Below are 26,131 nucleotides of genomic sequence, written 5' to 3' on the forward strand. Positions count from 1 at the left end.
TCATCGTTGACAAGAAGACCTTGTGGCGGCAAGGACCTCGCCATCGCCGGCAGCGTAGAGCTTGTCGGACAAGGGAGTCAAGGAGTCTACGATGGACGGTCGAGCACCAGCTCACGGGCGTGCGCGTACCGCTCGCGCACCGACGGCGCCGGATCGGCCTGGTAGCCCCGGGAAGTGAGCGCGCTCCACTGTGGAGGGTCCACTGCCCCGTGCAACGCCCATGCGGCCTGTCTGGCGGCGCCGTCGGCGACGAATTCGCTCGGCTCGGGAACCACTACGGGGCAACCGAAAACCGTGGGCGCGATCCGACGGACCGCCTCGGATCTGGCCCCGCCGCCAACCAGCAACACCCGTCTGGACGGAATTCCCAGCTCCACCAAGGCATCCACGGCATCTGCGAGACTGCACAGCAGCCCTTCGACCGCGGCCCGCGCCAGGTGCGCGGAGGTGGCGGTGTCCAGCCGAAGGCCGTGCAGGCTGCCGGAGGCGTCGGGACGGTTGGGGGTGCGCTCTCCCTCCAGATACGGCACGAGCACGAGGCCGTCGGCCCCCGGCGGCGCGGCCAGGGCCAGCTCCGAGAGCTCGTCGACGCCGACCCGCAACATCCGGGCGGTGGCATCGAGCACGCGGGCGGCGTTCAAAGTGCAGACCAGGGGCAGGAAACGGCCCTGCGCGTCGGCGAATCCGTTCACCACCGCGCTGCCGGCCGGGATGACGCTGGACGCGAACGCGGTGCCGGAGGTGCCGATCGACACCACGACATCGCCCGGTTCCGCTTGCACACCAAGGGCTGCGGCCGCGTTGTCGCCGGCCCCGGCGGCGACCAGCGCCCCGGACGGGGTGTGACCGGCGGCCGCCGCCGGCTCGAGCACGCGCGGCAGCGCGAGCCGGCGGCCGAACGCCATGGCCAGCAGATCCTCGCGGTACGCGCCGTCCGACGGCGACCAGTAGCCGGTTCCGCTGGCATCACTGCGATCGGTGTGCAGCTCGCCGCCGGTCAGCCGCTGCGTCAACCAGTCGTGCGGCAGGCACACGGTGGCGGTGCGGTCCGCGTTGGCCGGCTCGTGCTCGGCCAGCCAACGCAGCTTGGTGATCGTGAACGAGGCGACCGGGACGCTGCCGACCGCCTTCACCCACGCCCGCGGACCGCCGAGTTCGGACACCAGATCGGCCGCGGCGGCTGCCGACCTGGTGTCGTTCCACAGCAACGCGGGCCGGACGACACCGCCGGCGTCGTCGAGGCACACCATGCCGTGCTGCTGGGCGCCCACGGCCAGCGCGGCGACGTCGTCGAGGCCGCCGGCGGCCGTGATCGCCTCCCCCAGCGCGCGATCCCACGCCGCCGGATCGACCTCGGTGCCGGCCGGATGCGTGGCGCGGCCCTCGCGGACCAGCGCCCCGGTGTCCGCGTCCCGCACAACCACCTTGCAGGACTGGGTGGACGAGTCGATCCCGGCGACAAGCGTCATGTCAGCGAGCCCCCAACGCGTGCTCGACGGCCAGCTGCTCCAACTCGACGAAGCCGTAACCGCGAGCGCCCACGGCGTCGGGGTCGAAGTCCGTGTCAGCGGCGCGCAACTGCGCCACCGTCTCGCCGGGGGCCAGCGTCGGCTCGGACAGCTCGGCAACCTTGGCCGTGGCCAACGCGTCCTGCACCGCCGGGTCGGCACGGAAGGCCGCCGCCCGCTCCTTGAGCAGCAGGTAGGTCCGCATGTTGGCGGCGGCGCTGGCCCAGACGCCGGTGATGTCCTCGGTGCGCAACGGCTTGTAGTCGAAGTGCCGCGGGCCGTCGTAGCCGCCGTTCTCCAGCAGGTCGACGAGGAAGAAGGCGGACAGCAGGTCCCCGTGGCCGAAGATCAGGTCCTGGTCGAACCTCGGCCCCTTCTGGCCGTTCAGGTCGATGTGGAACAGCTTGTCCTGCCACAGGGCCTGCGCGATGCCGTGCACGAAGTTGAGGTTGGCCATCTGCTCGTGGCCGACCTCGGGGTTGAGGCCGACGAGCTCGGAGTGCTCCAGCGTGGAGATGAAGCCCAGGGCGTGGCCGATCGTGGGCAGCAGGATGTCGCCGCGAGGCTCGTTCGGCTTGGGCTCGATGGCGAAGCGAATGTCGTAACCCTGGTCGATCACGTACTGCGTCAGGACGTTCATGCCCTCGCGGTAGCGGTCCAGCGCCGCGCGGACGTCCTTGGCGGCGTCGGTCTCCGAGCCCTCGCGGCCGCCCCACAGCACGTAGGTCGAGGCACCGAGCTCCGCCGCGAGATCGAGGTTGCGCAACACCTTCCGTAGCGCGAACCTTCGGACGCCGCGGTCGTTGCTGGTGAAGCCGCCGTCCTTGAACACGGGGTGGGTGAACAGGTTCGTGGTCGCCATCGGCACCACGAGGCCGGTCTCGTCCAACGCCTTGCGGAAGCGGGTGATCCGGTCCTCGCGGGCGGCGTCGTCGGAGCCGAACGGGATCAGGTCGTCGTCATGGAAGGACACGCCCCACGCGCCCAGCTCGGCCAGCCGGTGCACCGACTCGACGGGGTCCAGCGCCGGCCGGGTCGGCTCGCCGAAGGGATCGTTGGCGCGCCAGCCGACCGTCCACAGGCCGAAGCTGAACCGGTCCGCCTTCGTGGGTTGCGCCGTCACAACGCCTCCTTAGTTAGTTCATTGCCCATACTAAGTGCCGAGCAGACACTGTCAACCGCCGTGGTCGACACATGACGACAGGGCATGCCCGGCCGGGTACCGTGACAGCCATGCGGGTCACGATCGCCGAGGTCGCCCGGCGGGCACGGGTGAGCAAGACGACCGTGTCGCGGGTGCTGAACAACAAGTCGGATGTGGACGCGGCGACCGCGATCCGGGTCCGCGAGGTGATCGCCGCCACCGGCTACATCCCCAGCGCCGGCGCGGTCGGGCTGGCCAAGGGGCGCACCAACACCGTCGGCATGCTGGTGCCCGGGCTGACCTGGCCGTGGATGGGCGACGTGCTCCAGGGCGTGGCCGACGTGCTGGAGGCCAAGGGCTACGGGCTGCTGCTGAACACCGTCAACCGCGGCGCCGACTCCATGGCCCAGTTCGCCCGGCACGTGTCGGCCAAGGCGTTCGACGGGCTGCTGCTGGTCGAGCCGCCCGAGGCGCTCAGCTACATCGAGACCCTGCACGAGTCCGGGCTGCCGGTCGTGATGATCGACGACCGCGGCCACCACCGCGGCTTCCCCTCGGTCGCCACCAGCAACCGCGCCGGCGCCGCCTCCGCCGCGCGGCACCTGGCCGCCACCGGCCGCGACCGCGTCGTCATGATCACCGGGCCGGCCGAGTTCGGCTGCACCGTCGAACGCGTGCAGGGCTTCCGCGACGTGCTGGTGGAGAAGGTCCTCGTGGAGGGCGACTTCACCCCCGAGAGCGGCCTGACCGCCGTTCGGGAGCTGCTGCGCACCGGCGTCGAGTTCGACGCCGTGTTCGCCCAGAACGACATGATGGCCATCGGCGCCCTGGACGCCCTGCGCGAGGCCGGTCGCTCCGTCCCCGACGACGTCGCCGTGATCGGCTTCGACGACATCGCGCTGGCCACCCACGCCGTGCCCGCGCTGACCACCGTCCGCCAGCCCTCCCGCGAGATGGGCGAAGCCGCCGCCACCATGCTCCTGGACAACCTCCTGGACGGCGTCCCCCTGCCCGAGGAGCCGCATGTGGTCCCGACTTCTTTGGTGATAAGGGAATCCGCCTGACCCCGGCGAGTCCCGCTTAGCGTCACACCGAACTGCTGAATCCGTTTCACCAGTTCGGTGTGACTGTGGGCGGGACTCGCCGGGGTGGGGGCTCGACGGCAGGGGGTGTCGAGCCGGGTTCAGCGGGTCAACTGGCGGTGGTGACGGTGATCGTGCCGGTCAGGGGCAGGCTCCGGGAGGAGTCGCCGACGAAGACGCCGTAGGCGCCCGCGTTGGTGGTCCAGGCGGCGCCGTTCCAGTGGGCGAGGTCCCGGGGCGTCAGGGTGAACGTCACGGTCTGGCTCTGCCCGGGCGACAGGGTGATCTTCTGGTAGCCCTTGAGCTGGTGCGGGGGCTCGCCGTTGGCGGCGGGTTGTCCGATGTAGAGCTGCGGCACCTCGGCCCCGGCCCGGCTGCCGGTGTTGGTGACGGTGGCCTTCACGGTGGCGGATCCGTTGGCCTGCGCGGAGATCGTCAGGTTGGAGAAGCCGAAGGTGGTGTAGGACAGGCCGAAGCCGAACGGGAACAGCGGCGTGATGTTGTGCGAGTCGTACCAGCGGTAGCCGACGTTCATCCCCTCGGAGTACTCGATGCGGTCGTTGGCCCCGGGGAACTGCTGGACCGTGGACGCCGGCACGTCGGCGAGGCTGCGCGGGAAGGTCACCGGCAGTTTGCCGGACGGGTTGACGTCGCCGAACAGCAGCGAGGCGATGGCGTCGCCGTTCTCCTGCCCGGGATACCAGCCCTCGATCACGCCGGCCACGCTGCCCAGCCACGGCATGGTCACCGCGGATCCGGTGTTGAGCACGACGATCGTGCGGGGATTGGCCGCGGCCACCGCGCTGATCAGGTCGTTCTGCGAGAACTGGAGGTCGATCGAGGCCAGGTCGTCGGTCTCGCTCTCCCCGTACGACGCGAACACGATCGCGATGTCCGACTTCTGGGCCAGCGCCACCGCCGACGGGATGTCGGGCGTCTGCACGTGTTCGCCGGCGCCGGCGACCCACTGGACGCTCACGCCCGTGCCGGCCCGCTTGGTGATGCCGTTGATGGGATTGACGGCGGCCGGCGACGGGTTGACCTTGGCGCTGCCGCCGCCGATGTTCTGCGGGTCGATGGCGTCCCCGCCGAGCAGGGCGATGGACTTCAGCCCGGACGTGCTCAGCGGCAGCACGCCGTTGTTCTTCAGCAGCACCGATCCCTGCGCGGCGACGTCCTGGGCCACCTGGGTGTGGGCGGCGCTGGTGACGACGGCCCCGGTGGCGCCGGTGGCCCCGTGGTCGAACAGCCCGAACTTGAACATCTGGGTCAGCACCCGGCGGGTCATGTCGTCCACAGTGGACTGGGAGACCGTGCCCTGGTTGACCGCGTCCAGCAGGGCCTGCCCGAAGAACGCGCCGCCGGGCATCTCCATGTCCAGCCCGCCGTTGGCCAGCTGCGGCGCGCCGCCGGTGGCCGAACCCCAGTCGGAGCCGACAAAGCCGTCCCAGCCGGTGGCCTGCTTGAGGGCCGTGTTCATCACGGCCGAGTCCTGACACGCGGGCGTGCCGTTGATCTGGTTGTACGCGCACATCACCGACGCGGCCTGGCCCTGGGTGAGCGCGGTCTGGAACGCCGGCAGGTAGATCTCGTGCAGGGTGCGGTCGTCGATGATCACGTTGTCCGAAGGCGTGCCGCGGGACGCGCCGCCCTCGACGTTGTACGCGGCGGCGTGCTTGATCTGGGCCATCACGCCCTGGCCCTGGATGCCCTGCACGGCGCCGACGGCGGTCTGCCCGGCGTGGTACGGATCCTCGCTGTAGGTCTCGAAATCCCGCCCCCAGCGCGGATCCCGGACGATGTTGATCGTCGGGCCGAGCACGACGTTCGCACCCTTGCCGGCGAACTCCTGCCCCATCACCGTGCCGTAGTTCTTGGCCGCGTTGACGTCCCAGGTGGCGGCGACCGCGGTCGGGTCGGGCAGCTCGGTCACGCCGTCGAGGCTGTCGCCGACGCCGGCCGGGCCGTCCTGCAGCCCCATCGCCGGCACGCACAGGGCCGGGATCGGGTCGGTGTTGCCGATGTACGGCCCGGTCGCCCCGTTTCCGTGCAGCACAACAACCTTCTGCGCGTTGGTCATGGCCGCCATCAGCTGGTTGACCCGGTCGGCGATCGGGGCGGTGGACTTCACCCACGGGCAGTTGCCCGGCGGCGGGGTGGTGGTCGTGGGCGGGGCGCCGACGGTGTGGATCACGAACTCCCACAACGAGTATCCCCACTGGGTGGCCCGCTGGGCGCCGTACATCCGCACGTACCGACCGGATCCGCTGACCGCCAGGACCTGGTTGCCGGCGACGCCGGCGGCCGGCTGCGTGAGGTTGCTCCAGGTGTTGCCGTCAGTGGAGATCTGGAGTTGGAACGACGACGCGTAGGCCGCCTCCCAGTTCAGCTCCACGCCGCAGACCTGCCGCACGCTGCCCAGATCGACTCGGATCCACTGTGGATCGGACGCCGCGCTGGACCACCGGGTGCCGGCGTTGCCGTCCACGGCGGCGGTGGCCGGGAACGCCCCCGCGTCCTGTGTGGACGATGCCAGCACCGGCTGGTTCAACGCGGAATCGGCGGTGTTGCAGGAGGTGTCGTCGCCGTAGACCTGGAACTCCCACAGCGAGTAGCCCCACTGGGTGGCCCGCTGGGTGCCGTACATCCGGACGTAGCGGCCGGAGCCGGTGACGGTCAGTGTCTGGCTGCCGGCCACGCCGGCGGTGACCGGCGTGAGGTTGGTCCAGGTGCTGTTGTCGGAGGACACCTGGAGCTGGAACGCCTTGGCGTAGGCGGCTTCCCAGTTCAGCACGACCTGGGTCAGGGTGTGCGGGGCGCCGAGGTCGACCTCCAGCCACTGCGGGTCGGCGGCGGCGCTGGACCACCGGGTGCCGGCGTCGCCGTCGACGGCCGACGAGGCCGGGAAGGCGGCGCTCTCGGTGGAGGAGGCGGTGGCGGCGCGGCCCTGGGAGAGCAGGGCGGGCGCGGCGTGCCCGACTCCGGGCACGGTCAGCAGGGCGGCGATGATCACGGCCGCGAGCGCGGCGAACAGCCACGCAGGCCAGCGGGCGAGTGTCATGAGCGGCGAACCCTTCACACGGGGGCAGGGGTCGGCTCACGGTTCACCCGCCGGGAGTGGGCCCGGCCCTGGGATCGCTCTCACGCCCAGAGTACGAAGTCTGTCAACAGTCTTGACGGCCGAGTTGCCGCGCTGTTAACTCGTTCCCACACCTCCGGAACCGGTTCCGGAGCCCTGCCGACCGACCGGCCGATCCCGCTCCCTGGCTCGCGGGGATGGGCCGGACAGACCTGCTCACCCCGGCCCAGGCAGTGGGGCCAAGGCCGGAAAATGTGGTGTGCCGCGCGACCGCCGTGGTGGCGGCCACGACTCGCACCCGAAACTCAACAGGCTCCGCGCACCATGTCCACCAACAGCAACGGATCCGGCGGCGGCTGCGTGCCGCGCCACGCCACGTGGTCGTCCGGCCGGACCAGCACGAACGGCTGCCGATAGAGCTCGGCCACCCGCTCGTCGGCGCACGTCACGACCTGCAACGGCACGCCGCGCCGCTCGAACGCCCGCTCCACCTCGGCCAGCCGTTCGTGCCAGTCGAAGCACAGCAACACGAAACCGTCACCGAAAACGTCCAATGTGGACACACCGGGCCGCAGCCACGCGTGGGCGGCCCGGAAACCCGGATCGCTGCTTGGCCGCCACGGCGCGGTCATCTTCGCCTCGTCGCCGATCACCAGCGACGACCGGTAGCCGTGTCCGAAGTGGACCTCCGGGGCGTCGACGTCCCAGTGGGCAACGCTTTCGGCCAGCTGCAACCCCAGCTCGGTCCGGGCAAGCACGCCGTCGGAGGTGTCGTCCCGAAGCTTGGCCGACACGGTGTCCGGTCCACGGCCGCGCATGGCGATGCCGGCCGCCTCCAGGCCCTCCATGGCGACCGGCCGGCGCTCGATGTCGTAGCTGTCGAGCAACTCCGGCCCGGCCCAGCCGGCCTGTTCGGCGGCCAGCTTCCAGGCCAGGTCGGCGGCGTCGGCGATGCCGATGTTGCGGCCGAAGCCACCGGGCGCGGACAGCATGTGCGCCGCGTCGCCGACCAGGAACACCCGCCCGGCCCGGTAGCGCTCGGCCACCACGTGCGGCACGCTGCACTGCCCGTCGGACAGCACCTCGGTCGGTGTGTCGAAGGCGATCGCGTCGCGCACCAGGGTTTCCGCGTCGGTCGCGCCGACCTCGCTGCCCACGATCAGCTTGTACGTGCCCTCGCCGTCCATGGCCTGCAAGGGAAAACGCAGTCCGCTCGGCTGGAGCAGGAAATACGTCAGCGCCGGCCGATGCCCGCGGGCGGCCAGCCCATTGGCCAGCTCGGGCGCGCGAAACACGATGTGCCGCATGAATTTCGGCTCGAACCGTGTGGTCAGCCGGATGCCGCAGGCGCTGCGGATCAACGAGAGGGGCCCGTTGGCGGCGACCAGATAGCGAGCGCGCACGGTCCCCAGGCCACTGACCCGAGCCGTCACGCCGTCGGCGTCCTGGGTGAAGCCCGCCAGCGTGCGGTGGTACAGGATCGGCCCGCTCGGGTACGCGCCGACCGCGGTCTGCAACACCGCCAGCAGCCAGTCGGCCGGGCAGAGCTGCTCCGGCTCTGGGGTGTGCGTGGTGTGGCTGAACCGCTCGAAGCGGTGGATCTCGTGCCCGCCGACCTGCGTCACCCAGGCGATGTCGCGCGGCAGCGCGCCGGGGAACGCGGCCCCGCGGATCTTGTCCGCCACCCCCCAGCGACGGAACAGCTCCATGGTGCGCGGCCCGATCGGGCTCACGTCGGGCGTGACCGCGCTGCCGTCGCCGGGCTCGAGCACCAGGCAGCGCACGCCCCGCCGCTCCAGGTCGAGCGCGAGGGCGAGGCCGACCGGGCCGGCCCCGGCGATCAGCACATCGGTCTCGTCCACTTCGTCCCACTTCCGCGTCCCGGACAACTCGTTCACACCATTGCCTCGCGCGGCCCGCCGACACGGAACGGCGGCTCGAATACGCCCACTGCCTCGCCCCCCTCGCGACCGCTGCCGCATTCGAGCCAATTCTGCGCACGTGCCCGTGGAACCGGTCAAGCCCGAGTGCCCGATCGGCCTTCCGTTCGGTGCCCGAATTGATGCGGGAGGAGAAGAGGTCCGATGACCGGAATTGTATACAGCTCATGTCATGTATTAATGTAACGTCGCCGCAGTCGGAAAACTCCTGCCGACACATCCCGGGTGGCCTGGGCATTCCCGAGAAATTCGCACATGCGTGCGGTGAGTCATGCCGGCGTGCCTTCTGCCCGATCGGGTTAACGCCCACTCACCGTGGCCATGGTCCCGGGGTTTGCCGACATACGAGTGAACTCCGGCCTTGCCGTGGGCGGTGTCACCGCCCAGGCGGCGCACGAGCCCGCGATCGGTGCGGCTCAGGCCTCCGCCGAGTCGATGAGCAGACGCGACGTCAACGAGATGTGCTCGCCCAGCAGCCGAACCGCCAGCTCGGTGTCGCGGGCGACCGCCGCGTCGAGGATGGCGCGGTGCTCGGCGTTGACGTCGCGCCCCTTGGCCAGCGCCGGCGTGATGGACCACTGGCGATAGAGCTCGGCCTCGTCCCGGAGACCGGTGGCGACCTCGCGCAGCCGGCGATTGCCGCAGCCAGCCAGCAGCGCCTCGTGGAAGGCGGCGTGCGCGGCGGCCCATTCGGCGGTGGAGCGGGCGGGGTTGTCGGGGTCGAGATACGGCGCCCGTTCGAGCAGGTGGTGGGCGGCGATGGCGTCGGCCTCCCAGCGCACGTCGCCCTCGGTGATGGCCATGCGCAGCACGAGGCATTCGACCTCGACCCGGGCGACGGTGAGCTCGGAGAGATCTTCGACCGACAGCGGCGTCACGACGTAGCCCTGGTGGGCCTGCCCGCGCACGAGACCGGCGGAGGCGAGCCGGGTCAGGGCCTCGCGGGCGGCGCCGACGCTGGTGTCGTAGCGCTTGCACAGGTCGGGGAACTTCAGCCGGTGCCCGGGCGGCAGCACCCCGCCCAGGATGTCCTCCCGCAGCCGCGCGTGCACACCGTCGGTGCGGGTCACCGCCGTGGTCGCCATGCGCAGAGCGTAGCTCAGTGCGAACGTTGACTCAACTTTCGAAAGTTGCTTGAATCATGGCACGACCTGAGGAGGCACATCATGAGGCTGGCCGACATCAACGGCCGTGCGGCCGTCGTGACCGCACCCGACCGCGCCGTGGACCTGGCCGACGCCAGCGGCGGCGCCTTCTCCCCGGACATCCAGCTCGCCTACGAGCGCTGGGACGAGGTGACCGCGTTCGCGGCGACGCTGGACGCAACCAAGGCGGCCCTCGTCGCGCCCGGCGACTTCGGCAACCCGGTCCCCCGCCCGCGCCAGATCTTCGCCATCGGCCTGAACTACGCCGACCACGCCCGGGAATCGAACCTCGCGGTGCCCGACGAGCCGACCGTGTTCACCAAGTTCGTCACCTGCCTGACCGGCCCGACCGGCGAGATCGCCCTGCCGGCCGGCGACGTGGACTGGGAGGTGGAGCTGGTGGCGGTGATCGGCCGGCGGGCCGAGCACGTCGGCGTCGCCGACGGCTGGGACCACGTCGCCGGCCTCACCGTCGGCCAGGACCTGTCCGAGCGGATCCTCCAGCGCTCCGGCCCGGCACCGCAGTTCAGCCTGGCCAAGTCCCACCCCGGCTTCGGGCCACTCGGCCCGGTCGTGGTCACGCCGGACGAGCTGCCCGACCGTGACGACGTCGAACTGGGCTGCCTGGTCGACGGCGAGCAGATGCAGAAGGGCCGCACCAGCGACCTGGTGTTCTCGGTGCCGGAACTGGTCTCCCGGCTGTCCGCGATCACCCCGTTGCTGCCGGGGGACGTGATCTTCACCGGCACCCCGTCCGGCGTGGGCATGGGCCGCACCCCGCAGCGTTTCCTCAAGCCGGGCCAGGAACTCGTCACCTACATCGAGGGCATCGGCACCATGCGGCACACCTTCGCCGGCGGCGCGTGATGGCGCTGCACGGCCTGGCCTCGATCACCATCGGCATGCCGGACGTCGCGGCGACCATCGGCTACTACACGGAATTCGGCCTCACGCCAGGGGAAGACGGCTGACTGTCCACAGTGGATGGTGATCGCCAGCTGCGCATCAGCTGCCGCACCGTGGTCTTCGAGCAGGTGGTGGCCAGCCAGGCCACGGTGTCGTCGAACGCGCGGGTGTGTCCGGCCCTGTGGCGGGCCCAGGGCACTGAGGCGACCACGATGCCGTGCTCGGCGCAGGACACTCGCGGCAGGTCGGCCTCCACGACCGCGCGCACGGTCCCCAGGTCCAGTGCCCGCCAGCGGCGTCGTCCCTGCCCGGCGTCGTATCCGGGACAGCGACGCTGGCAGACACCGCATCGGCCGCGATCGCGCTTGCGCACCCGGACTGAGGCGACGAGCACCTGCTCGTGCTCGTCGAACGCGACTTTCTCCACGACCGCTGTGTTCACGCCCAGCAGCCGACCCCATACCCTGGTAGTGGGCACGTCGTTCTCCGTCTATGCAGTTTTTGTTCCTCGACAGTCCAGAAACCTAGACGCTGCAGCGACGTGCCCGTCTGCTACCTGGGCATGCCCACCCACACATCAGTACGAAGAGCCGAAAAGGGGCGGGGGCGGCACGGGAGTGAAGCCGCGGGTGGAGCGGGCGCGAGGCGGGGTGGCTGGGGCGTGAGGCGGGGTGGCTGGGGTGGCGGGGGGCGGGGGGCGTCAGGCCGGTTCGATGCGGGGGCTGCGAATGTGCTCGTACACCACGCTGGTCCGCACGTCGGCGACCTCGGGGCGTTCGGTGAGCCGGTCGATGACGAAGCTGTAGAGGCTGTTGTTATCGGGCACGGCGACGTGGATCAGGAAGTCCTCGCTGCCGGAGACGACAAACACGCCGATCGTCTCCGGCAGCTGGGCCACCCACTGGCGGAAGGCCTCGATGTGCCGGCGCGACGGCGGCCGGATCCGGACGGCGATCATGGCCTGCACGCCGCGGCCGATCGCGGGCAGGTCGACGTCCACCAGGTAGCCCTTGATCACGCCGCGCTGGCGCAGGCCCCGCACCCGCTCCAGCGAGGTGGACGGCGACACCCCGGTGGCGGCGGCGAGTTCGCGGTTGGTTCGCCGCGCATCGTGTTGCAGGGCCCGCAGCAGCGCCTGATCTAGTTCGTCCAACATCCCGAAATCACCCTCTTTGCCGAACGAAATTCGGCGCTCATGGTAAGTGCTGGTGACTCCACCTAGCATCTCGGCCATCCATCGCACATCATGAGGAGACCGAGCCATGCTGCCCGCGTTCGCCCCCGACGAGATCCGCATCGACCAGCCCACCCGGGAGGCCCGGCTGAAGTGGGTGATGGTCGTGGACCGCGACCTCAACCCCGGCCTGATCGCCAACGCCGTCGGCTGCCTGGCCGCCGCGGTCGGCCACGCCGTCCCGACCCTGCTCGGCCCCGGCGGCGAGGACGCCGTCGGCCGGTTCCACCCCGGCCTGCCGTGGACCGGCTGCTCGATCCTGGCCGCCGGCCGCGACAAGGTCGCCGCGGTGCGGGCCAAGGCGATCGACAAGATCGGCGTGCACGTGGTCGACATGCCGGAACCCGCCCAGACCAGCCGCGTGTACCAGGACTACCTGGACACGCTGGCCAAGTCGGACGGGCTCCGCTACTACGCGATCAGCCTGGTGGGGCCGCGCAATCTGGTCGACAAGCTGGTGGGCGGGCTACGCCTGCTGCACTGACTCGGCCGCCTCCCGCTGGGCGGCCCACCGGCGGCGCACCAGGAAGATCGCCAGGAAGCCGAGGCCGACGATACCCAGCCCGACCACGTCGGACAGGGCCAGGTACACCGTGGTCGGCAGGGTCAGCGCCATCACCACGGTGGCCGCGGCCGACAGCGTCAGCATGCCGCCGATGAGCAGCGTGGTCACCGTCGACTGGTGGTGGTTGGGCAGCCGCCGGTTCGGGTTGCGGCGGGCCAGATACCGGAAGATCACCCCGATCAGCGGGCGGCCGATCAGCGCGGACAGCAGGAAGATCACCCCGACCGGACCGGTGATCAACACGCCCTTGATCTTCACGATGAAGCCGTCGCCGCCGGTGAGCAGCTGCACCACGACCGCCACGACAAAGCCGATCACCGACATCACGCCGATCGCGTTCACCTTGCGGCGCACCAGGAATCCGCCCACGGTCATCAGCAGCGGGATCGCACCGGCCACCACCAGCGCCGAGACGTCGCTGGCGAAGTAGGGCCGCACCAGGGTGTACACCACCAGCGGCACCACCGCGTTGAACGCGATGCTCGGCAGAAGGCTGCGCAACTGCACGGATTGCGGCGCCTGCGTGCTCATGGTTTCTTCCTCCCCAACTCCGGCTCTGACGCCGTACAGCGTCCCGCCGCGGCCGGCGGCGCCGCGTCGGAGCGGGGTTGGAGCTCGGGTGGAGAAACGGGGTTGAGACCCGCTCAACCCTGAGGTTGACAACGTTGCGCGGCGATGCCGCGGAACAGCCAGTGCAGCGCCTGGTCGTAGAGCTCGGCCGACACCGAGTCGGGGTCGACGCGCCGCTGCCGCACCAGCCCGGCGAACATCGCCGCCACCACCACCGACACCGGCACGTCGAGATCGGTGACCGGCGGGTCCATCCGGCGCAGCGCCTCGCCGACGAGCTTCTCCAGCGCCTCGCGGGGCTCCCGCATGCGCTCGGCCAGGGCCGTCGCCACCTCCGGATTGCGCACCGAGTACAGCCAGAACTCGGCCTCCAGCAACGGAAAGTCCTCGTCGGCGGCCGCGACCAGCTGCCGCCCCAGCCCGTGCTTGCCCTCGGCCCGGTCGTCCATCAGGCGGGCCGACTCGGCGATCTGGTTGCGGCTGTGGGTGGACAGCAACTCCACGAACAGCTCGTCCTTGTTGGCGAAGTTGGAGTAGAAGGCGCCGATGGAGAACCCGGCCGTCTCGGCGATCTCCTCCACCGACGCCCCGGCGAAGCCCTTGCGCGCGAAGACCTCGGCCGCCGCGTCCAGCAGCAGGGTCCGGGTGCGGGCCTTGGCCTCGGCCCGGGTGAGCCGTCGTCGGGGCTGCACGTCCATGACCAGGGAATTTAGCACGCCCTCGACATCTGGGTAGGATCTCATATTGACATAGTGACTCCTATCCGAATAGCTTCGGTTACGGGAGAGAGGGGGTGCCCATGAGCACTCGACTGGTCGTGGACCTGAACCGCTGCCAGAACTACGGGCAGTGCGTCTACGCGGCGCCGTCGGTGTTCCGGTTCCACAGCGAGGAGACGCTGGAGTACGACTACGAGCCCGGCGACCACGTGCGCGACCAGGTGGAACGGGCCGCCGCGGCGTGCCCGGTGCAGGCCATCGCGCTGGACCGGGCCACCGAGGAGCTGCCCCGATGAACCGCATCGTGATCGTCGGCGCTTCGCTGGCCGGGCTGCGCGCGGCCGAGGCGCTGCGGGACGAGGGCTTCACCGGCGAGCTGACCGTGATCGGCGACGAGCCGCACGCCCCGTACGACCGGCCGCCGCTGTCCAAGGCGGTGCTGTCGGGCTGGCTGGACACCGACCACGTCACGCTGCCCCGGCTGCGCAACGTCGCCGCCACCTGGCTGCTCGGCGTCGCCGCCACCGGGCTCGACCTGCGGGAACGCCAGGTCCGGCTGGCCGACGGCCGCCGGATCGCCTTCGACGGCCTGGTGATCGCCACCGGCACGCGGGCCCGGCCGTGGCCCGTGCCGGAGGAAGCCGCCCTGCGGGGCGTGCACGTGCTGCGCGGCCGCGACGACGCCGACCGGCTGCGCGCCGACCTGGCCGCCGGCCCCGAGCGAGTGCTGGTCATCGGCGGCGGGTTCACCGGCTCCGAAGTCGCCGGCGGCTGCCGTGAACTCGGCCTGAACGTGACGTTGACGCACCGCGGGGTCGCCCCGATGTCCAGCGCGCTGGGCGGCACGGTCGCCCGGTTCGCCGCCGACGTGCAGCGCGCGGCCGGCGTCGACCTGCGGCTGGAGACCACGGTGACCAAGCTCGACGGCGCCGGCCGGTTGCACCGGGCCTGGCTGTCCGACGGCACGGCAGTCGACGTCGACGTGGCCGTGATCGCCCTCGGCGCAGTGTCCAATGTGGAATGGATCGCCGGCTCGGGTCTCCTGGCCGACGGCCGCGGGGCCGTCTGCGACACCACGGGCCGGGCGCTGACCGCCGACGGTTCGGTGGCCGACGGGGTGTTCGTCGCCGGCGACGTGGCCCGGTGGCCGCATCCGCTGTACCCCGGCGACCTGGTCCGCCTCGACCACTGGGGCAATGCCGTGTCGCAGGCCAGGACCGTCGCGCACAACCTGGTGCACAACGGCCACCGCCGCCACGACGAGCTGCCGGCGTTCTGGTCCAACCAGTTCGGCGTGAACCTGAAGTCGGTCGGCCTGCCCACCTACGGCGACGAGGTCGTCGTCACCCAAGGATCCTTGCCAGCCAACAAGTTCGTCGCGGTGTACGGCCGCGAGGGCCGCACCGTCGCCGCGGTGGCGGTCAACGCCCCGCGCCAGCTCGACGGCTACGCCGACCTGATCACGGCCGGCGCGGCCTTCCCGCCGGTGATCAACGCGCCCGACGGGCCCGCCGTCGCGTCCGTTGTGGACGCCGAGTTTCCCCAACCCCTTGTCGCGGCAGTGAGGTAGGACCATGACCACCACGGAGACGCTGACCGCCGGCGACCTGATGTCGCGGACCCTGCGCCTGGACAGCCGGCCGAACCCGTATCCGCTGTACGAGCGGATGCTGGAGCTCCCGGTCACGCGGATGCCCGACGGCACCTGGCTGGTCAGCCGGCACGAGGACATCAAGCGCGTGCTGCACGACCCCCGGATCAGCGCCAACCGGCTGGACCCGGACGACATCGACCGCGGCGAGGCCAAGGCCCCGGCCTCGTTCCTGGTGCAGGACGCGCCCAGCCACGATCGCCTGCGCAAGCTGGTGATGGACCAGTTCGTGCCGCGGGTGATCGGCATGCGCGACCACCTCGATGACCTGGTCGCCACCCTGCTCGACCAGCACGTCAGCGACGGCCCCGGCCGGCTCGACATCGTCGACGACCTGGCCTATCCGTTGCCGGTCACGGTGATCTGCGAGCTGCTCGGCGTGCCGCAGGAGGACGAGCCGATCTTCGGCGAGTTCGCCCGCAAGCTGACCCGCGGCCTTGACCCGGTGGAGGAGCCGAACGAGGCCGAGCTGCGCGAGCTGACCCAGGTCCGCAACGCGCTGATCGACTACCTGAACGGGCTGATCGAGGAGAAGTCCCGCACGCCCGGCGACGACCTGCTGTCCGCGTTCATGCCGACCGATCCGACCGCGGACCGGCTGGGGCCGCTCGACCTGCGGGCCACGCTGGCGCTGCTGCTGATCGCCGGCCACGAGACCACCGTGAACCTGATCACCAACGGCATGCTCACCCTGCTGCGCAACCCGGATGCGTTGGCCCGCCTGCGAAACGAGCCGGAGCTGGCCACCACGCTGGTCGAGGAGGTGCTGCGCTATGACCCGCCGGTGCAGATGACCGCGCGCAGCACCACCGCCGACATCGAGATCGGCGGGGTGCTGGTGCCGGCCGGTTCCGCGCTGCGCGTGATGCTGGCCGCCGGCAACCGGGACGCCTCCGTGTTCGCCGACGCCGACCGGTTCGTGCCGGACCGCCCCAACAACGCCCACCTCGGCTTCGGCGGCGGCATCCACTACTGCGTGGGCGCGATGCTGGCCCGCGCCGAGGCCCAGATCGCCCTGACCGCGCTGGCCCGGCGGCTGGACAACCCGGGCCTGGTCGCGGATCCGCCGCCCTACCGCGAGAACGCCGTGCTGCGCGGCCCCGAGCATCTGCTGGTCTCGTTCGACCGCCTGCAAAAATGAGCACTGCGCAGGTTAGGCCGGCCACGGGCGTGGACATCACGTCGGTGCGCGAGAAGTACTTGGCGGAGCGGGACAAGCGGCTGCGGCCGGATGGCGCCAGCCAGTACGTGCGGCTGGCCGACGAGTTCGACATCGGCGATCCCTTCACGCCCGTGACCGAGCGGGAGCCGCTGGCCGAGCACACCACCGTGGTGTGCATCGGCGGCGGGTTCTCCGGTCTCGTCGTCGGCGCCCGGCTCAAGGAAGCCGGCGTCGAGGACGTGCGGATCATCGACAAGGCCGGCGACTTCGGCGGAACCTGGTACTGGAACCGGTATCCGGGCGCGCAGTGCGACACGACCTCGTACATCTACCTGCCGCTGCTCGAAGAGACCGGCCACATGCCGACCGAGAAGTACGCGCACGGCCCGGAGATCCTGGAGCACTGCCAGCGCATCGGCCAGCAGTACGACCTGTACGACCAGGCCTTGTTCCACACCGAGGTCACCGATCTGCGGTGGGACGCCGACGAATCGCGGTGGGTCGTCAGCACCAACCGCGGCGACCGGCTGACCGCGCAGTTCGTGACCATGGGCATCGGGCCGCTGCACGTGCCCAAGCTGCCGGCCATCCCAGGCATCGGCGAGTTCGCCGGCCATTCGTTCCACACCAACCGCTGGGACTACGGCTACACCGGCGAGTCGCTGGAGAAGCTGGCCGACAAGCGGGTCGCGATCATCGGCACCGGCGCGACCTCGGTGCAGGCCGTGCCCCGGCTGTCCGAGGCCTGCGGCGAGCTCTTCGTCATCCAGCGCACGCCGTCCTCTGTGGACGCCCGCGGCAACCGCCCGACCGACCCGGAGTGGTTCGCCGAGATGGCCACGCCGGGCTGGCAGCGGCGGCTGCTGGCCAACTTCGCCGACGTCCTCGGCGGCGTCGCCACGCAGGACCTGATCCAGGACGGCTGGACCGAGCTCTCCTGGCAGCTGCGCAACGAGATGGCCACGCTGCCGGCCGGCGAGCGCACCATGGCGACGCGGATGACGCTGGCCGAGCGGGCCGACTACGAGAAGATGGACCAGATCCGCTCCCGGGTCGACACCATCGTCGCCGACCACGACACCGCGCAACACCTCAAGGCCTGGTATCGCCGGCTGTGCAAGCGGCCCTGCTTCCACGACGAGTATCTCCAGTCCTTCAACAGTCCCAACACCCATCTCGTCGACACCGACGGCAAGGGGGTGGAGCGGATCACCGCCAAGGGCGTGGTCGCCGGCGGCCAGGAGTACGAGGTGGACTGTGTCATCTACGCGTCCGGCTTCGAGGTCAACACCGGCTTCACCCGGCGTTCGGGCTACGAGGTGACCGGCCGCGACGGCGTCACGCTGACTGACCGGTGGGCAGACGGAATGCGGACGCTGCACGGCATGCACACCCGGGGCTTCCCCAATGCCTTTGTCGTGCAACCGTCCCAGGGCGCGAACCTCATCGCCAACGTGCCGAGCAACATCGTCGACTCCGCCGCGACGATCGCCGCCATCGTCGGGCACGCGGTGCGGGACGGCCTGCGTGAGGTCGAGGTCACCGCCGAGGCCGAGCAGGCCTGGGTCGACCTCGTGCAGACCGCTCAGCCCTCGGCCATCGGCGGCCCGGACTGCACTCCCGGCTACTACAACAACGAAGGCCAGGACCAGGGATCGGCCGGGCTGCGGCTGGTCGGCTATCCCGATGGTCCGGCGGCCTTCTTCCGCTACATCGAGCAATGGCGGGCAGCCGGCGCCTTCGAGGGTTTGGAGTTCCAGTGATGGTCGGCACCACCGGCGGCCGAGTTCGCGGCGTCGCCCGCGACGGCGATTCCGGCTGGCCCCGGGGAACGGTCTTCCGCATCGGCACTTCCGAAGAGGGGCAATGATGCTCGCCGAGCCGGAACCGGCCGACGACAAGGTCCGCATCGCGTCCGCGCACCGGCGTGTGTCTGCCCGACCTGCACCTGATCGACAGCTCGCTGCCGCTGACCGGCAGGCCCGTGACGCTCGGCCACGAGGTCGCCGAGGCTAGCGCACCGACCCGGTCTCCCAGGCCCAGATCGCCACCTCGGTCCGGTTGCGGGCGGCCAGTTTCCGTTGCACGGCCCCGAGGTGCGTCTTCACCGTGGACAGGGAGATCACCAGCTCGGCGGCGATCTCGGCGTTGGTGCGGCCGCGGGCCACCAGCTGGACGACGTCGAACTCGCGCTCCGTCAACGGTTCCAGCGGCTTGCGGTCGGTCCGAGGGGCGGCGAAGTGGGCCAGCAGCCGGGTGGTGATCGAGGGCGACACCAGGGCCTCGCCGTTGGCGGCGGCGTGCACGGCCTCGATCAGCAGGCCCGGCCCCGCGTCCTTGAGCAGGAAGCCGCAGGCCCCGGCGCGCAGCGCGGCGTGCACGTTCTCGTCCAGGTCGAAGGTCGTGACCACCACCACCCGCAACGGATCCGGCACGTCCGGACCGGCCAGCAGCCGGGTCGCCTGCAACCCGTCGATCATGGGCATGCGGATGTCCATCAGCGTCACGTCCGGGCGCAGCTCGCGGGCCATCGACACCGCCTGCCGGCCGTCGGCCGCCTCGCCGACGACCTCGATGTCCTTCTCCCCGTTGAGGATCAGCCGGAACCCGGTCCGCACCATCGCCTGGTCGTCGGCGACCAGCACCCGCAGGCTCACGTTCACACCGTTCTACTCAAAGGCAGTCGCACGGACACCCGCCATCGCTGTCCCGGGGCCGCGCCGGCCAGCAGACTACCGCCCAGCGCGTCGACCCGCTCCGCCATGCCGACCAGGCCGTAGCCGCGGTCGCCGCCGGACACCGCCCGCACGCCGTCGTTGACCACCTCGACCACCAGCCAGTCGCCGTCCACCCGCACCTCGACGTCGACCTGTCGGGCCTGCGGGGCGTGCCGATGCGCGTTGGTCACCGACTCCTGGATCACCCGGTGCACGGTGGTCGCCGCCTCCGGCGTCACCGCGAGCACGTCCAGTCCATCTTGGACGGTCAGCCGCGCGCCCGGCGGCGCCGCTCGTTCGACGGCGTCCAGCAGGCCGGTGGGCGCGGCGCCAAGGCCGCCTTCGGTGCGCAACATTCCGACCAGCCTGCGCATCGCCGCCAGCGCCTCCGTGCCGGCCTGCTCGATCTCGCCGAACACCTCGTCCCGCTCCGGCGCGACCCGGCGGCCGGCCTGGGCCAGCACCACCACGCCGGTGACGTGGTGCGCCACCAGGTCGTGCAACTCCCGGGCCAGCAGCAGCCGTTCGCCCACCCGGACCTCGGACAACGCGCTCTTGCGCCGGAAATCCGCGTCCCGCAACAGCAATCCGACCGCCAGCGCGCCGCCCCACACCACCGCCGTCGGCACCGCCACCAGTCCGCCGAAGCCGTACCGGAGCAGCGCCTGCGCGATCATCGCCACCGCACCGGCCGCGACCACGACAACCGCCGGCACCGTCGCCAGCCGCCGGGCGGCCGAGCCGACCAGCAACGCCAACGCCAGCAACTCGGTCAGACCCAGCTCCATCGGCAGCGGCTCCCCCAACGCCGCCGACGCCACAAAGGCCCCCGTGCCGAGCAGCGACAGCGCCGCCACCACGCAGCCCAGCACCAGCACCCGGTTCGGGAACCGCCGGCGCAGCACCGCCAACAGCGCCACCGCCGTCGACTGCCCCGGCGCCAGCTCGAAGGCCACCTCGCCGATCAGCCCCGGCGGCAGGCCCGCGTGCACCGCCCAGCCGATGTCCACGGCCAACAGCAGGCCGAGCGCCAGGCACTCGGCCACCATCGGGCCCCGACGGCCCGTCCAGCCGTGACTCACGATCTCGATCCTGCCCTGGGAACCGGCCGCTCCACCTCAACCGAAAGTGCGATTCCGGGCCCGATGGGCTCGGACATTGGCGGCGTTGCCGCAGGTCGAGACGTCATGCCAGATCCGGCTGCCGTTGCGGGAGGTGTCGTGGAAGACGGCCGGGCAGCTCTCGTTGCGGCACAGCTTCAGCCGCCGCGCACCCGCTGTCTCAGCACCTCGGCCCGCCGCGGCCGGACCAGGAACGTCGCGTCCCGCCCGGCCTGCGCCAGCCGCACCCCGAACAGCCCGCCCGTCGCCCCCGCGCCGATCACCAGAACACGCACGCCAACCTCCGGTAAGAGTCGTCTTCATTTTGCCTCTTACACGGCGCTGACCAGCACATATCTCTCGTCGTCGATCGGACCGCCCCAGAGCGCCGGGTCGGTCAGCGGGGTCACCACCGCCTCCCGCCGGTGCCGCAGCACCAGCCGTCGGCACTGCTCGGCGGTGAGCCCGGCCCCGGTCGACCAACGGCCTTCGACCAGCACCAGCCGTCCGCCCGGCCGCAGCAGCTCCACCCAGCGACCGACGGCCTCGGCCGGCAGGGTCCACAGCACGTGCCGGGTGAAGACGACGTCGAAGGATTTCGGGGTCAGCGGCGGATCCGCCGCGTCGCCGAGGATGAATTCGGCCCCGCCCTTGGACGCCGCGATCTCCAGCATCCGTGGCGACTGATCCACGCCGCACACCTTATGGCCGGCCTCCGTGAACAGCGCGGACACGCTCCCCGTCCCACAGCCCAGATCGGCGATCCGGGACCGCACCGAAGGCAGCCTTGGTAGCAGCACCGCTGCCCAGGCCGCCCGCACCGCCGGGTCCCGCAGACCGTGATCGGGTTCGTTGTCGAAGGTCGCCGCCGCCTCATCCCAGGACATCACCCCATCCTGGCGGCGCCGGCCGGCGGGCGGGGGCGGATCGGCCGAAAGTCTGAGGCGGGACCACTCGCCGGATCGAGGTGGCGGGGACGGGCGAGGGCAAGGCTCGGTGGCATGACGAAGCAACGATTCGACAGCCCGGCCAAGCAGTCGCGCATCGGGTGGATGGACATCGGCGTCGCGCTGATCATCATCGCCGGCGCGGTCTACACGTTCACGCGCGGGGCGGTCGACACGGAACAGCTGGTGCTACAGGGTTTCCTGGCGGTCTGCGGTGTCGGCATGCTGGCGCAGGGAATCGTCCGGCTGGTCAATGCCCGGCGCGGTTGAGCGGACCACGAGCGTGCGGGCCACGAGGTCGCCGACGCGCTGGTGGCGCGGGCTGAACGCCATGACGAGCAGGCCGGGCATGGCGAAGGCGAAGCCATCGACGATCACCAGCAGGTAGCGCAACGCGTACGCGCCGAGCGTGGGGGTGCCGCCCCATTCGGTGATGATCCGAAGGCCGAGCAGCCGCATGCCGGGCGTGCGGCCGCCGGTGCGGTGAGGAATCCACACATCGACGGTCAGCCCGCCCAGCAGCAGGCCGAGGATGAACACCAACTCCGGCACGAGCCACAGCGACGGCTGGTGCAGCACGGACACCGTCATCCCGATCGCCAGCGCGAGCATCGGCACGAAGACGATCAGCCGGTCGATCAGCCCCTGGGCGATGCGCCGTCCCACGACCCGCGTCTCAGCAGACGGCATGGCACGCACCGAACCCCTCGGATCGCCGGACGATGCGGCCGTTCCGCACCCGGAGGGCCACCTCGGTCCCGTCCACGGCGGACGCTACGCCGGCAGCGGCGGCGAACGCACCGGAGTCGGCGACAATCTGCACTCGCGGCCAGGCCGGCCCGGGCAGCGCCTGGTACAGGCCGGCGCGGAACTCGGCGATCACCAGCCGGCCCAGCGCCAGCAGCTCGGCCGGCTCGGCGGTGACGAACGCGATCGTGACCTCGTCGGTCGGCGAGGCGGCGCGGATCATCTCCTCGGCCGCGGACAGCCGGTGCAGGCCGAGGATCGCGACCACGCCCTTGCCGGTGCGGATCGGCCGGCGGCTGAGCAGATCCAGAGCCGGCGGCGGATTCCACGGCTCGTCGACATCCCGCACCGGGGAGACGATCGGCGGCTGCGCCGGCCACACGTCCGTCAGGGGAAGCCTGGCGAAGCTCTCGCACGCGGTGACCACATTGAACGGCTCGCCGAAGCCGGGCGCGGCGGCCGCGAGCTGGCTGGCGCCGTGCAGCATGGTCATCGCGGCCTCGGCGACTCGGACCAGCCGGCCGGCCTGGGGATCGAGGTGCTCCAGGGCCAGCCCGAGCAGGCTGGCGGTGAGCCGGGTGAGCTGGGCGAACGGGCGGCTGGTCTGCTCAGACGCCAGCACCTCCGGCATCAGGTCCAGGCCCAGCCGGGCCGCCTCGCGGTCGTTGACCAGCGGCAGGCGGGCCACCCAGGCCCGGGCGAACGCCCCCAGGGCCTCGCGGGGCGTCATCCCGTACTCGGGATGCTCGGGCAGCGGCAGGTTTTCCGCGTCCTCGGCCAGCACCGCGAAGTAGAGGGCCCGCTTGCCCGGCCAGTTCGAGTACACCGCGCCCCGGGTCAGCTCGGCCCGCTCGGCGATGACGTCGATCTTGGCCTCCCGGAAGCCCCGCTCGGCGAACTCGGCCCGGGCCGCCGCCAGCACCTTCGCCCGGTTGCGCTCCTGCGCTTCCGCCCTGGTCAGCCGAGCCATGCCCCTCCTTGCTTGCGTCGGACACCGGCCCGAAGATACCGTCACCACTCAGATGGTAGAAACATATGATCTCATCATCTGAATGGAGCGATCATGCAGCTGGACCCGTCCGACCCCACCGTGCTGCTCGACCCGGTCGCCACCTACGCCGCCGCCCGCGCCGACTCCCCCGTGGCCCGGATGCCGGTGCCGGGCCTGGGCACGTTATGGATCGTCACCAGGCACGAGCACGCCCGCCTGGTGCTGACCGACCCTCGATTCCGGCTCAGCCGGGCCAGCTACACGATGCGGCCGGCGGGCCTGCCCGACACTCCCAACCTCGGCGAGCTCGACGGGCCCGACCACTCCCGCCTGCGCCGGCTCGTCTCCCCCGCCTTCACCGCCCGCCGGGCCGCCGAGTTCCGGCCACGGATCCAGCAGCTCGCCGACACGCTCGTCCGACGACTGCCCGACCGGTTCGACTTGCTGGCCGACTTCGCCTGGCCGCTGCCGATCGAGGTCATCTGCGAGCTCGTCGGCATCCCCGAGGCCGACCGTCCGCTGTGGCGCCGGGTCGGGACGGCGGTGGTCAGCGGGCATGGACAGGCCTTCCAGGAAGCCATCCCCGACGTGATCGCCGGCGCCAGGGCCGCGGTCGGGCAGGCGGACGACAACGGTGGCGTACTGGGAGAACTGGTCAAGACCGGGGCGTGCGACGACGACCTGGTCGTCTTGGTCTGGCACCTCGTGCTCGCCGGGCAGGTGCCGGGCAACCTCATCGCCAACGCGGTGGAGGCGCTGCTGCGGCATCCCGAGCAGCTGCGACTCATGCGCGAGGACCGGTCGCTGATGCCGAGGGCGGTGGAGGAGCTGTTGCGCTGGTGCACGCCGCAGCTGCTGACGACGCCACGGTTCGCGGCGGAGGACGTGGAGATCGGCGGCGTGACCATTCCCCGGGGCGAGCCGGTCAGCGTCTCGATGCTGTCGGCCAACCGCGACCCGGAGGCGTTCCCCGACCCGGACCGCCTGGACCTGACCCGAGCCCCAGGAGCGTTGGGGCACTTGGCTTTCGCCCACGGACCGCACTTCTGCCTCGGGGCGGCGTTGGCCCGGGTGGAGACGGAGGTGGCGTTGACGGCCCTGTTCGACCGCTTCCCCGAGATGCGCCTGGCCGGCGAACCGGTGCGCAGCCCGGATCCGGGCACCTGGCGGCTGTCGGCCCTGCCGATCCGGTTCGACGGGGAATAGCCGGCCGGGCCGCCGACTTGTAAGGCGACGTGACCACACCACAAGGCGCCGTCGCGCCCGGGTACGAGGCCGTGCGGGACGAGTTCGCGGCGATCGCGGCCGCCGAGGGAGAGGACTACTCGGCGCAGCTGGCGGTCAACGTCCGCGGGGAGCGGGTCGTGGACCTGTGGACGGGCCCGGACGTCACCGCCGACTCGCTGGTCGGGGTGTTCTCGGCGACCAAGGGCGCGGCGCATCTGGTGGTGGCGCTGCTGGTGCAGGACGGCGTGCTCGACCTGGACCGGCGGGTGGCCGACTACTGGCCGGAGTTCGCGGCCGAGGGCAAGGGCGAGGTGACGCTGCGGGACCTGATCTCGCACCGGGCCGGCGTGGTCGGCGCGGACGGCGGGTTCCGCATCGAGGAGATCGCCGACGACCGGATCATCGCCGAGCGGCTGGCCGGCCAGCGTCCCTACTGGCGGCCGGGCACGGCGTTCGGCTACCACGCGCTGGTCATCGGGGCGCTCACGGGCGAGGTCGTGCGCCGGGTGACGGGCCGCAGCATCCAACAGCTGCACGAGGAGCGGGTGCGCGGCCCGCGGGGCATCGACTTCTACCTGGGCCTACCGGCCGAGCTGGAGCCGCGTTTCCTTACCACGCAACCGATGCGGCCGACGCCGGAGCAGCTGGCGCAGTTGCAGGCCAATGCCACCGGGCCGAACAGCCTCACCGGGATCGCCTTCAACCGCAACCATCCCGGGGCGGCCGATCTCCAGGAGCTGCCCAACCACCGGGTGGTCCGCGAGCTCGGCCCGGCCTCGGTCGGCGGTGTGGGCACCGCGCGCGGCCTGGCCGACTTCTACACGGCCGCGATCACCGACCTGCTCAAGCCGGACACGATCGCGGCGGTCGGCCAGATCCACTCGGTCGGCACCGACATCGTCACCCGCAACCCGCAGGCGTTCGGTCTCGGCTTCATCAGCGCGGCGACGGCGTATCCGGTGCTCGGGCAGGGCGCGTTCGGCCACGCCGGCGCACCCGGCACCGAGTCGTTCGCCGATCCCCGCAACGGCATCGCCTACGGCTACGTGCGGCGGCGCTTCGGTTTCCCCGGCGGCCCGGGCCCCGAGAACCACGGGCTGATCAAGGCGGTGCACGCGGCGGCGACCGCGGCCTGAAGTTGCCGTTGACGGACAGCGCCGGCGGGTCTTGACTCCCGGCATGTTCGGACAAGTCGTACTGGTGCTGGCGACCGTGGCGACCGGACTGGGCGCCGGGCTGTTCTACGCCTTCAGCTGTGCCGTGATGCCGGCCTTGCGGCACAGCGACGACGCCGTCCGCGTGCAGACCATGCAGCGGATCAACACATCCATCCAGAATCCCGTGTTCGCCCTCAGCTTCGCCGGGGCCCCGCTGCTGACGGCGGTGTCGCTGGTCGCCGACGCCGTCGCCGGCAACTGGCCGCGGGTCCTCGGCGAAGCGCTGGGCCTGCTCCTGTTCGGCTCGGCGCTGGTGATCACCTTCCGGGTCAACATCCCGCTCAACTTGGCCCTGGACCGGGCCGATGCGGCCGATCCAGGGTCGGCCTGGCGGGCGTTCGAGCAGCGCTGGGTGCGCTGGAACAACGTGCGCACGCTCGGCACCACCGCCGCGCTGGCGGCATTGGTCGTCACGCTCGCACTCACCTGACGGGCAGCAATTCCCGCTAGGTGTCGCGAAAAAACTCAGGCCGTGAAGAA

The 26,131-nt window shown here is 71.2% G+C and carries 26 protein-coding genes and 1 pseudogene; 11 read left to right on the forward strand and 16 right to left on the reverse strand.

What is annotated here, in order from left to right:
* Positions 1-86: 86 nt before the first annotated feature.
* Positions 87-1,469: a xylulokinase gene (xylB, locus tag ACIG5F_RS31890; protein WP_396523623.1), complete on the reverse strand. Its 1,383-nt coding sequence runs from the start codon at positions 1,467-1,469 to the stop codon at positions 87-89.
* 1 nt (position 1,470) lies between these two features.
* Positions 1,471-2,631 (reverse strand): xylose isomerase, encoded by a 1,161-nt coding sequence (gene xylA / locus ACIG5F_RS31895; RefSeq protein ID WP_396523624.1) that lies wholly within the window; start codon positions 2,629-2,631, stop codon positions 1,471-1,473.
* A gap of 110 nt (positions 2,632-2,741) precedes the next feature.
* On the opposite strand from xylA, the gene ACIG5F_RS31900 reads away from it, so the two are divergent.
* Positions 2,742-3,716: a LacI family DNA-binding transcriptional regulator gene (locus tag ACIG5F_RS31900; protein WP_396523625.1), complete on the forward strand. Its 975-nt coding sequence runs from the start codon at positions 2,742-2,744 to the stop codon at positions 3,714-3,716.
* 127 nt (positions 3,717-3,843) lie between these two features.
* Here ACIG5F_RS31900 and ACIG5F_RS31905 read toward each other — a convergent pair whose 3' ends face one another.
* From ACIG5F_RS31905 to ACIG5F_RS31915, 3 genes are all read right to left on the reverse strand, one after another.
* Positions 3,844-6,795, reverse strand: coding sequence for a glycoside hydrolase family 3 C-terminal domain-containing protein (locus ACIG5F_RS31905; protein ID WP_396523626.1), 2,952 nt, complete (start codon positions 6,793-6,795; stop codon positions 3,844-3,846).
* A 323-nt stretch (positions 6,796-7,118) separates the two neighbouring features.
* The gene (locus tag ACIG5F_RS31910) at positions 7,119-8,702 is read right to left on the reverse strand and encodes an FAD-dependent monooxygenase (RefSeq protein WP_396523627.1); all 1,584 of its coding nucleotides are present in this window, start codon (positions 8,700-8,702) and stop codon (positions 7,119-7,121) included.
* A 467-nt stretch (positions 8,703-9,169) separates the two neighbouring features.
* Positions 9,170-9,838 carry a GntR family transcriptional regulator gene (locus tag ACIG5F_RS31915; protein ID WP_396523628.1) on the reverse strand — a complete coding sequence of 223 codons (669 nt, stop codon included), beginning with the start codon at positions 9,836-9,838 and terminating at the stop codon, positions 9,170-9,172.
* 81 nt (positions 9,839-9,919) lie between these two features.
* Here ACIG5F_RS31915 and ACIG5F_RS31920 point away from each other — a divergent pair, with 81 nt between their 5' ends.
* Positions 9,920-10,765: a fumarylacetoacetate hydrolase family protein gene (locus ACIG5F_RS31920; protein WP_396523629.1), complete on the forward strand. Its 846-nt coding sequence runs from the start codon at positions 9,920-9,922 to the stop codon at positions 10,763-10,765.
* A gap of 109 nt (positions 10,766-10,874) precedes the next feature.
* Here ACIG5F_RS31920 and ACIG5F_RS31925 read toward each other — a convergent pair.
* Together ACIG5F_RS31925 and ACIG5F_RS31930 are read right to left on the reverse strand one after the other, a co-directional pair.
* A pseudogene (locus ACIG5F_RS31925) lies at positions 10,875-11,282 on the reverse strand (transposase family protein); the annotation flags it as partial.
* A 222-nt stretch (positions 11,283-11,504) separates the two neighbouring features.
* Complete coding sequence (locus ACIG5F_RS31930; protein ID WP_396523630.1) at positions 11,505-11,960, reverse strand: Lrp/AsnC family transcriptional regulator; 456 nt, start codon at positions 11,958-11,960, stop codon at positions 11,505-11,507.
* Between the two features lie 106 nt (positions 11,961-12,066).
* Here ACIG5F_RS31930 and ACIG5F_RS31935 point away from each other — a divergent pair, with 106 nt between their 5' ends.
* Positions 12,067-12,522 carry a DUF2000 domain-containing protein gene (locus ACIG5F_RS31935; RefSeq protein ID WP_396523631.1) on the forward strand — a complete coding sequence of 152 codons (456 nt, stop codon included), beginning with the start codon at positions 12,067-12,069 and terminating at the stop codon, positions 12,520-12,522.
* On the opposite strand, the gene ACIG5F_RS31940 is transcribed toward ACIG5F_RS31935, so the two are convergent.
* Together ACIG5F_RS31940 and ACIG5F_RS31945 are read right to left on the reverse strand one after the other, a co-directional pair.
* Positions 12,505-13,134, reverse strand: coding sequence for a VC0807 family protein (locus tag ACIG5F_RS31940; RefSeq protein ID WP_396523632.1), 630 nt, complete (start codon positions 13,132-13,134; stop codon positions 12,505-12,507). The two genes, ACIG5F_RS31935 and ACIG5F_RS31940, sit on opposite strands and share 18 nt — an antisense overlap.
* Before the next feature lie 113 nt (positions 13,135-13,247).
* Complete coding sequence (locus ACIG5F_RS31945; protein WP_396523633.1) at positions 13,248-13,916, reverse strand: TetR/AcrR family transcriptional regulator; 669 nt, start codon at positions 13,914-13,916, stop codon at positions 13,248-13,250.
* A 56-nt stretch (positions 13,917-13,972) separates the two neighbouring features.
* Here ACIG5F_RS31945 and ACIG5F_RS31950 point away from each other — a divergent pair, with 56 nt between their 5' ends.
* The 4 genes from ACIG5F_RS31950 to ACIG5F_RS31965 are packed head-to-tail and all read left to right on the forward strand — an operon-like array spanning position 13,973 to position 18,468.
* Complete coding sequence (locus tag ACIG5F_RS31950) at positions 13,973-14,188, forward strand: ferredoxin (RefSeq protein ID WP_396523634.1); 216 nt, start codon at positions 13,973-13,975, stop codon at positions 14,186-14,188.
* Positions 14,185-15,462, forward strand: coding sequence for an NAD(P)/FAD-dependent oxidoreductase (locus ACIG5F_RS31955; RefSeq protein WP_396523635.1), 1,278 nt, complete (start codon positions 14,185-14,187; stop codon positions 15,460-15,462). The genes ACIG5F_RS31950 and ACIG5F_RS31955 overlap by 4 nt, the downstream gene beginning before the upstream one ends.
* A gap of 4 nt (positions 15,463-15,466) precedes the next feature.
* Entirely contained in the window at positions 15,467-16,684 is a 1,218-nt protein-coding gene (locus tag ACIG5F_RS31960; protein WP_396523636.1) for a cytochrome P450, read from the forward strand.
* The gene (locus tag ACIG5F_RS31965; RefSeq protein ID WP_396523637.1) at positions 16,681-18,468 is read left to right on the forward strand and encodes a flavin-containing monooxygenase; all 1,788 of its coding nucleotides are present in this window, start codon (positions 16,681-16,683) and stop codon (positions 18,466-18,468) included. The genes ACIG5F_RS31960 and ACIG5F_RS31965 overlap by 4 nt, the downstream gene beginning before the upstream one ends.
* Before the next feature lie 249 nt (positions 18,469-18,717).
* Here ACIG5F_RS31965 and ACIG5F_RS31970 read toward each other — a convergent pair whose 3' ends face one another.
* From ACIG5F_RS31970 to ACIG5F_RS31990, 5 genes are read right to left on the reverse strand one after another with little or no spacing between them, the layout of a single operon-like run.
* Positions 18,718-19,362 carry a response regulator gene (locus ACIG5F_RS31970; RefSeq protein WP_396523638.1) on the reverse strand — a complete coding sequence of 215 codons (645 nt, stop codon included), beginning with the start codon at positions 19,360-19,362 and terminating at the stop codon, positions 18,718-18,720.
* Positions 19,363-19,364: 2 nt separating this feature from the next.
* A complete protein-coding gene (locus ACIG5F_RS31975; RefSeq protein ID WP_396523639.1) occupies positions 19,365-20,504 on the reverse strand; it encodes a sensor histidine kinase in 1,140 nt (379 codons plus the stop codon).
* A gap of 36 nt (positions 20,505-20,540) precedes the next feature.
* Complete coding sequence (locus ACIG5F_RS31980; RefSeq protein WP_396523707.1) at positions 20,541-20,684, reverse strand: CGNR zinc finger domain-containing protein; 144 nt, start codon at positions 20,682-20,684, stop codon at positions 20,541-20,543.
* Positions 20,681-20,818, reverse strand: coding sequence for a 2-dehydropantoate 2-reductase N-terminal domain-containing protein (locus ACIG5F_RS31985; protein ID WP_396523640.1), 138 nt, complete (start codon positions 20,816-20,818; stop codon positions 20,681-20,683). The genes ACIG5F_RS31980 and ACIG5F_RS31985 overlap by 4 nt, the downstream gene beginning before the upstream one ends.
* A gap of 36 nt (positions 20,819-20,854) precedes the next feature.
* A complete protein-coding gene (locus ACIG5F_RS31990; RefSeq protein WP_396523641.1) occupies positions 20,855-21,409 on the reverse strand; it encodes a class I SAM-dependent methyltransferase in 555 nt (184 codons plus the stop codon).
* A gap of 114 nt (positions 21,410-21,523) precedes the next feature.
* Between ACIG5F_RS31990 and ACIG5F_RS31995 the strand changes: the two genes are divergently transcribed.
* Complete coding sequence (locus ACIG5F_RS31995; RefSeq protein WP_396523642.1) at positions 21,524-21,739, forward strand: hypothetical protein; 216 nt, start codon at positions 21,524-21,526, stop codon at positions 21,737-21,739.
* On the opposite strand, the gene ACIG5F_RS32000 is transcribed toward ACIG5F_RS31995, so the two are convergent.
* A complete protein-coding gene (locus ACIG5F_RS32000; RefSeq protein ID WP_396523643.1) occupies positions 21,659-22,159 on the reverse strand; it encodes an RDD family protein in 501 nt (166 codons plus the stop codon). The genes ACIG5F_RS31995 and ACIG5F_RS32000 overlap by 81 nt on opposite strands.
* Positions 22,146-23,186 (reverse strand): TetR/AcrR family transcriptional regulator, encoded by a 1,041-nt coding sequence (locus tag ACIG5F_RS32005; protein WP_396523644.1) that lies wholly within the window; start codon positions 23,184-23,186, stop codon positions 22,146-22,148. Before ACIG5F_RS32005 ends, ACIG5F_RS32000 begins: the two co-directional genes overlap by 14 nt.
* A 93-nt stretch (positions 23,187-23,279) precedes the next feature.
* Here ACIG5F_RS32005 and ACIG5F_RS32010 point away from each other — a divergent pair, with 93 nt between their 5' ends.
* Genes ACIG5F_RS32010 through ACIG5F_RS32020 form a run of 3 tightly spaced genes read left to right on the forward strand, consistent with a single transcriptional unit; the run spans position 23,280 to position 26,081 of the window.
* The gene (locus tag ACIG5F_RS32010; RefSeq protein ID WP_396523645.1) at positions 23,280-24,413 is read left to right on the forward strand and encodes a cytochrome P450; all 1,134 of its coding nucleotides are present in this window, start codon (positions 23,280-23,282) and stop codon (positions 24,411-24,413) included.
* Positions 24,414-24,442: 29 nt separating this feature from the next.
* Positions 24,443-25,570: a serine hydrolase domain-containing protein gene (locus ACIG5F_RS32015; protein WP_396523646.1), complete on the forward strand. Its 1,128-nt coding sequence runs from the start codon at positions 24,443-24,445 to the stop codon at positions 25,568-25,570.
* A gap of 43 nt (positions 25,571-25,613) precedes the next feature.
* Entirely contained in the window at positions 25,614-26,081 is a 468-nt protein-coding gene (locus ACIG5F_RS32020) for a DUF1772 domain-containing protein (protein WP_396523647.1), read from the forward strand.
* Positions 26,082-26,131 lie beyond the last annotated feature (50 nt).

It is taken from the genome of Kutzneria sp. NPDC052558 (genome assembly GCF_044547355.1).
GTDB lineage: Bacteria > Actinomycetota > Actinomycetes > Mycobacteriales > Pseudonocardiaceae > Kutzneria.

Coding starts and splice junctions, on each gene's coding strand:
- ACIG5F_RS31900 (WP_396523625.1), top strand. CDS start 2,742: ATGCGGGTCACGATCGCCGAGGTCGCCCGGCGGGCACGGGTGAGCAAG.
- ACIG5F_RS31935 (WP_396523631.1), top strand. CDS start 12,067: ATGCTGCCCGCGTTCGCCCCCGACGAGATCCGCATCGACCAGCCCACC.
- ACIG5F_RS32000 (WP_396523643.1), bottom strand. CDS start 22,159: ATGCCGTCTGCTGAGACGCGGGTCGTGGGACGGCGCATCGCCCAGGGG.
- ACIG5F_RS32005 (WP_396523644.1), bottom strand. CDS start 23,186: ATGGCTCGGCTGACCAGGGCGGAAGCGCAGGAGCGCAACCGGGCGAAG.
- ACIG5F_RS31920 (WP_396523629.1), top strand. CDS start 9,920: ATGAGGCTGGCCGACATCAACGGCCGTGCGGCCGTCGTGACCGCACCC.
- ACIG5F_RS32010 (WP_396523645.1), top strand. CDS start 23,280: ATGCAGCTGGACCCGTCCGACCCCACCGTGCTGCTCGACCCGGTCGCC.
- ACIG5F_RS31915 (WP_396523628.1), bottom strand. CDS start 9,838: ATGGCGACCACGGCGGTGACCCGCACCGACGGTGTGCACGCGCGGCTG.
- ACIG5F_RS31965 (WP_396523637.1), top strand. CDS start 16,681: ATGAGCACTGCGCAGGTTAGGCCGGCCACGGGCGTGGACATCACGTCG.
- ACIG5F_RS31960 (WP_396523636.1), top strand. CDS start 15,467: ATGACCACCACGGAGACGCTGACCGCCGGCGACCTGATGTCGCGGACC.
- ACIG5F_RS31995 (WP_396523642.1), top strand. CDS start 21,524: ATGACGAAGCAACGATTCGACAGCCCGGCCAAGCAGTCGCGCATCGGG.
- ACIG5F_RS31955 (WP_396523635.1), top strand. CDS start 14,185: ATGAACCGCATCGTGATCGTCGGCGCTTCGCTGGCCGGGCTGCGCGCG.
- ACIG5F_RS31940 (WP_396523632.1), bottom strand. CDS start 13,134: ATGAGCACGCAGGCGCCGCAATCCGTGCAGTTGCGCAGCCTTCTGCCG.
- ACIG5F_RS31990 (WP_396523641.1), bottom strand. CDS start 21,409: ATGTCCTGGGATGAGGCGGCGGCGACCTTCGACAACGAACCCGATCAC.
- ACIG5F_RS31950 (WP_396523634.1), top strand. CDS start 13,973: ATGAGCACTCGACTGGTCGTGGACCTGAACCGCTGCCAGAACTACGGG.
- ACIG5F_RS31905 (WP_396523626.1), bottom strand. CDS start 6,795: ATGACACTCGCCCGCTGGCCTGCGTGGCTGTTCGCCGCGCTCGCGGCC.
- ACIG5F_RS32020 (WP_396523647.1), top strand. CDS start 25,614: ATGTTCGGACAAGTCGTACTGGTGCTGGCGACCGTGGCGACCGGACTG.
- ACIG5F_RS31945 (WP_396523633.1), bottom strand. CDS start 13,916: ATGAGATCCTACCCAGATGTCGAGGGCGTGCTAAATTCCCTGGTCATG.
- ACIG5F_RS31930 (WP_396523630.1), bottom strand. CDS start 11,960: ATGTTGGACGAACTAGATCAGGCGCTGCTGCGGGCCCTGCAACACGAT.
- xylB (WP_396523623.1), bottom strand. CDS start 1,469: ATGACGCTTGTCGCCGGGATCGACTCGTCCACCCAGTCCTGCAAGGTG.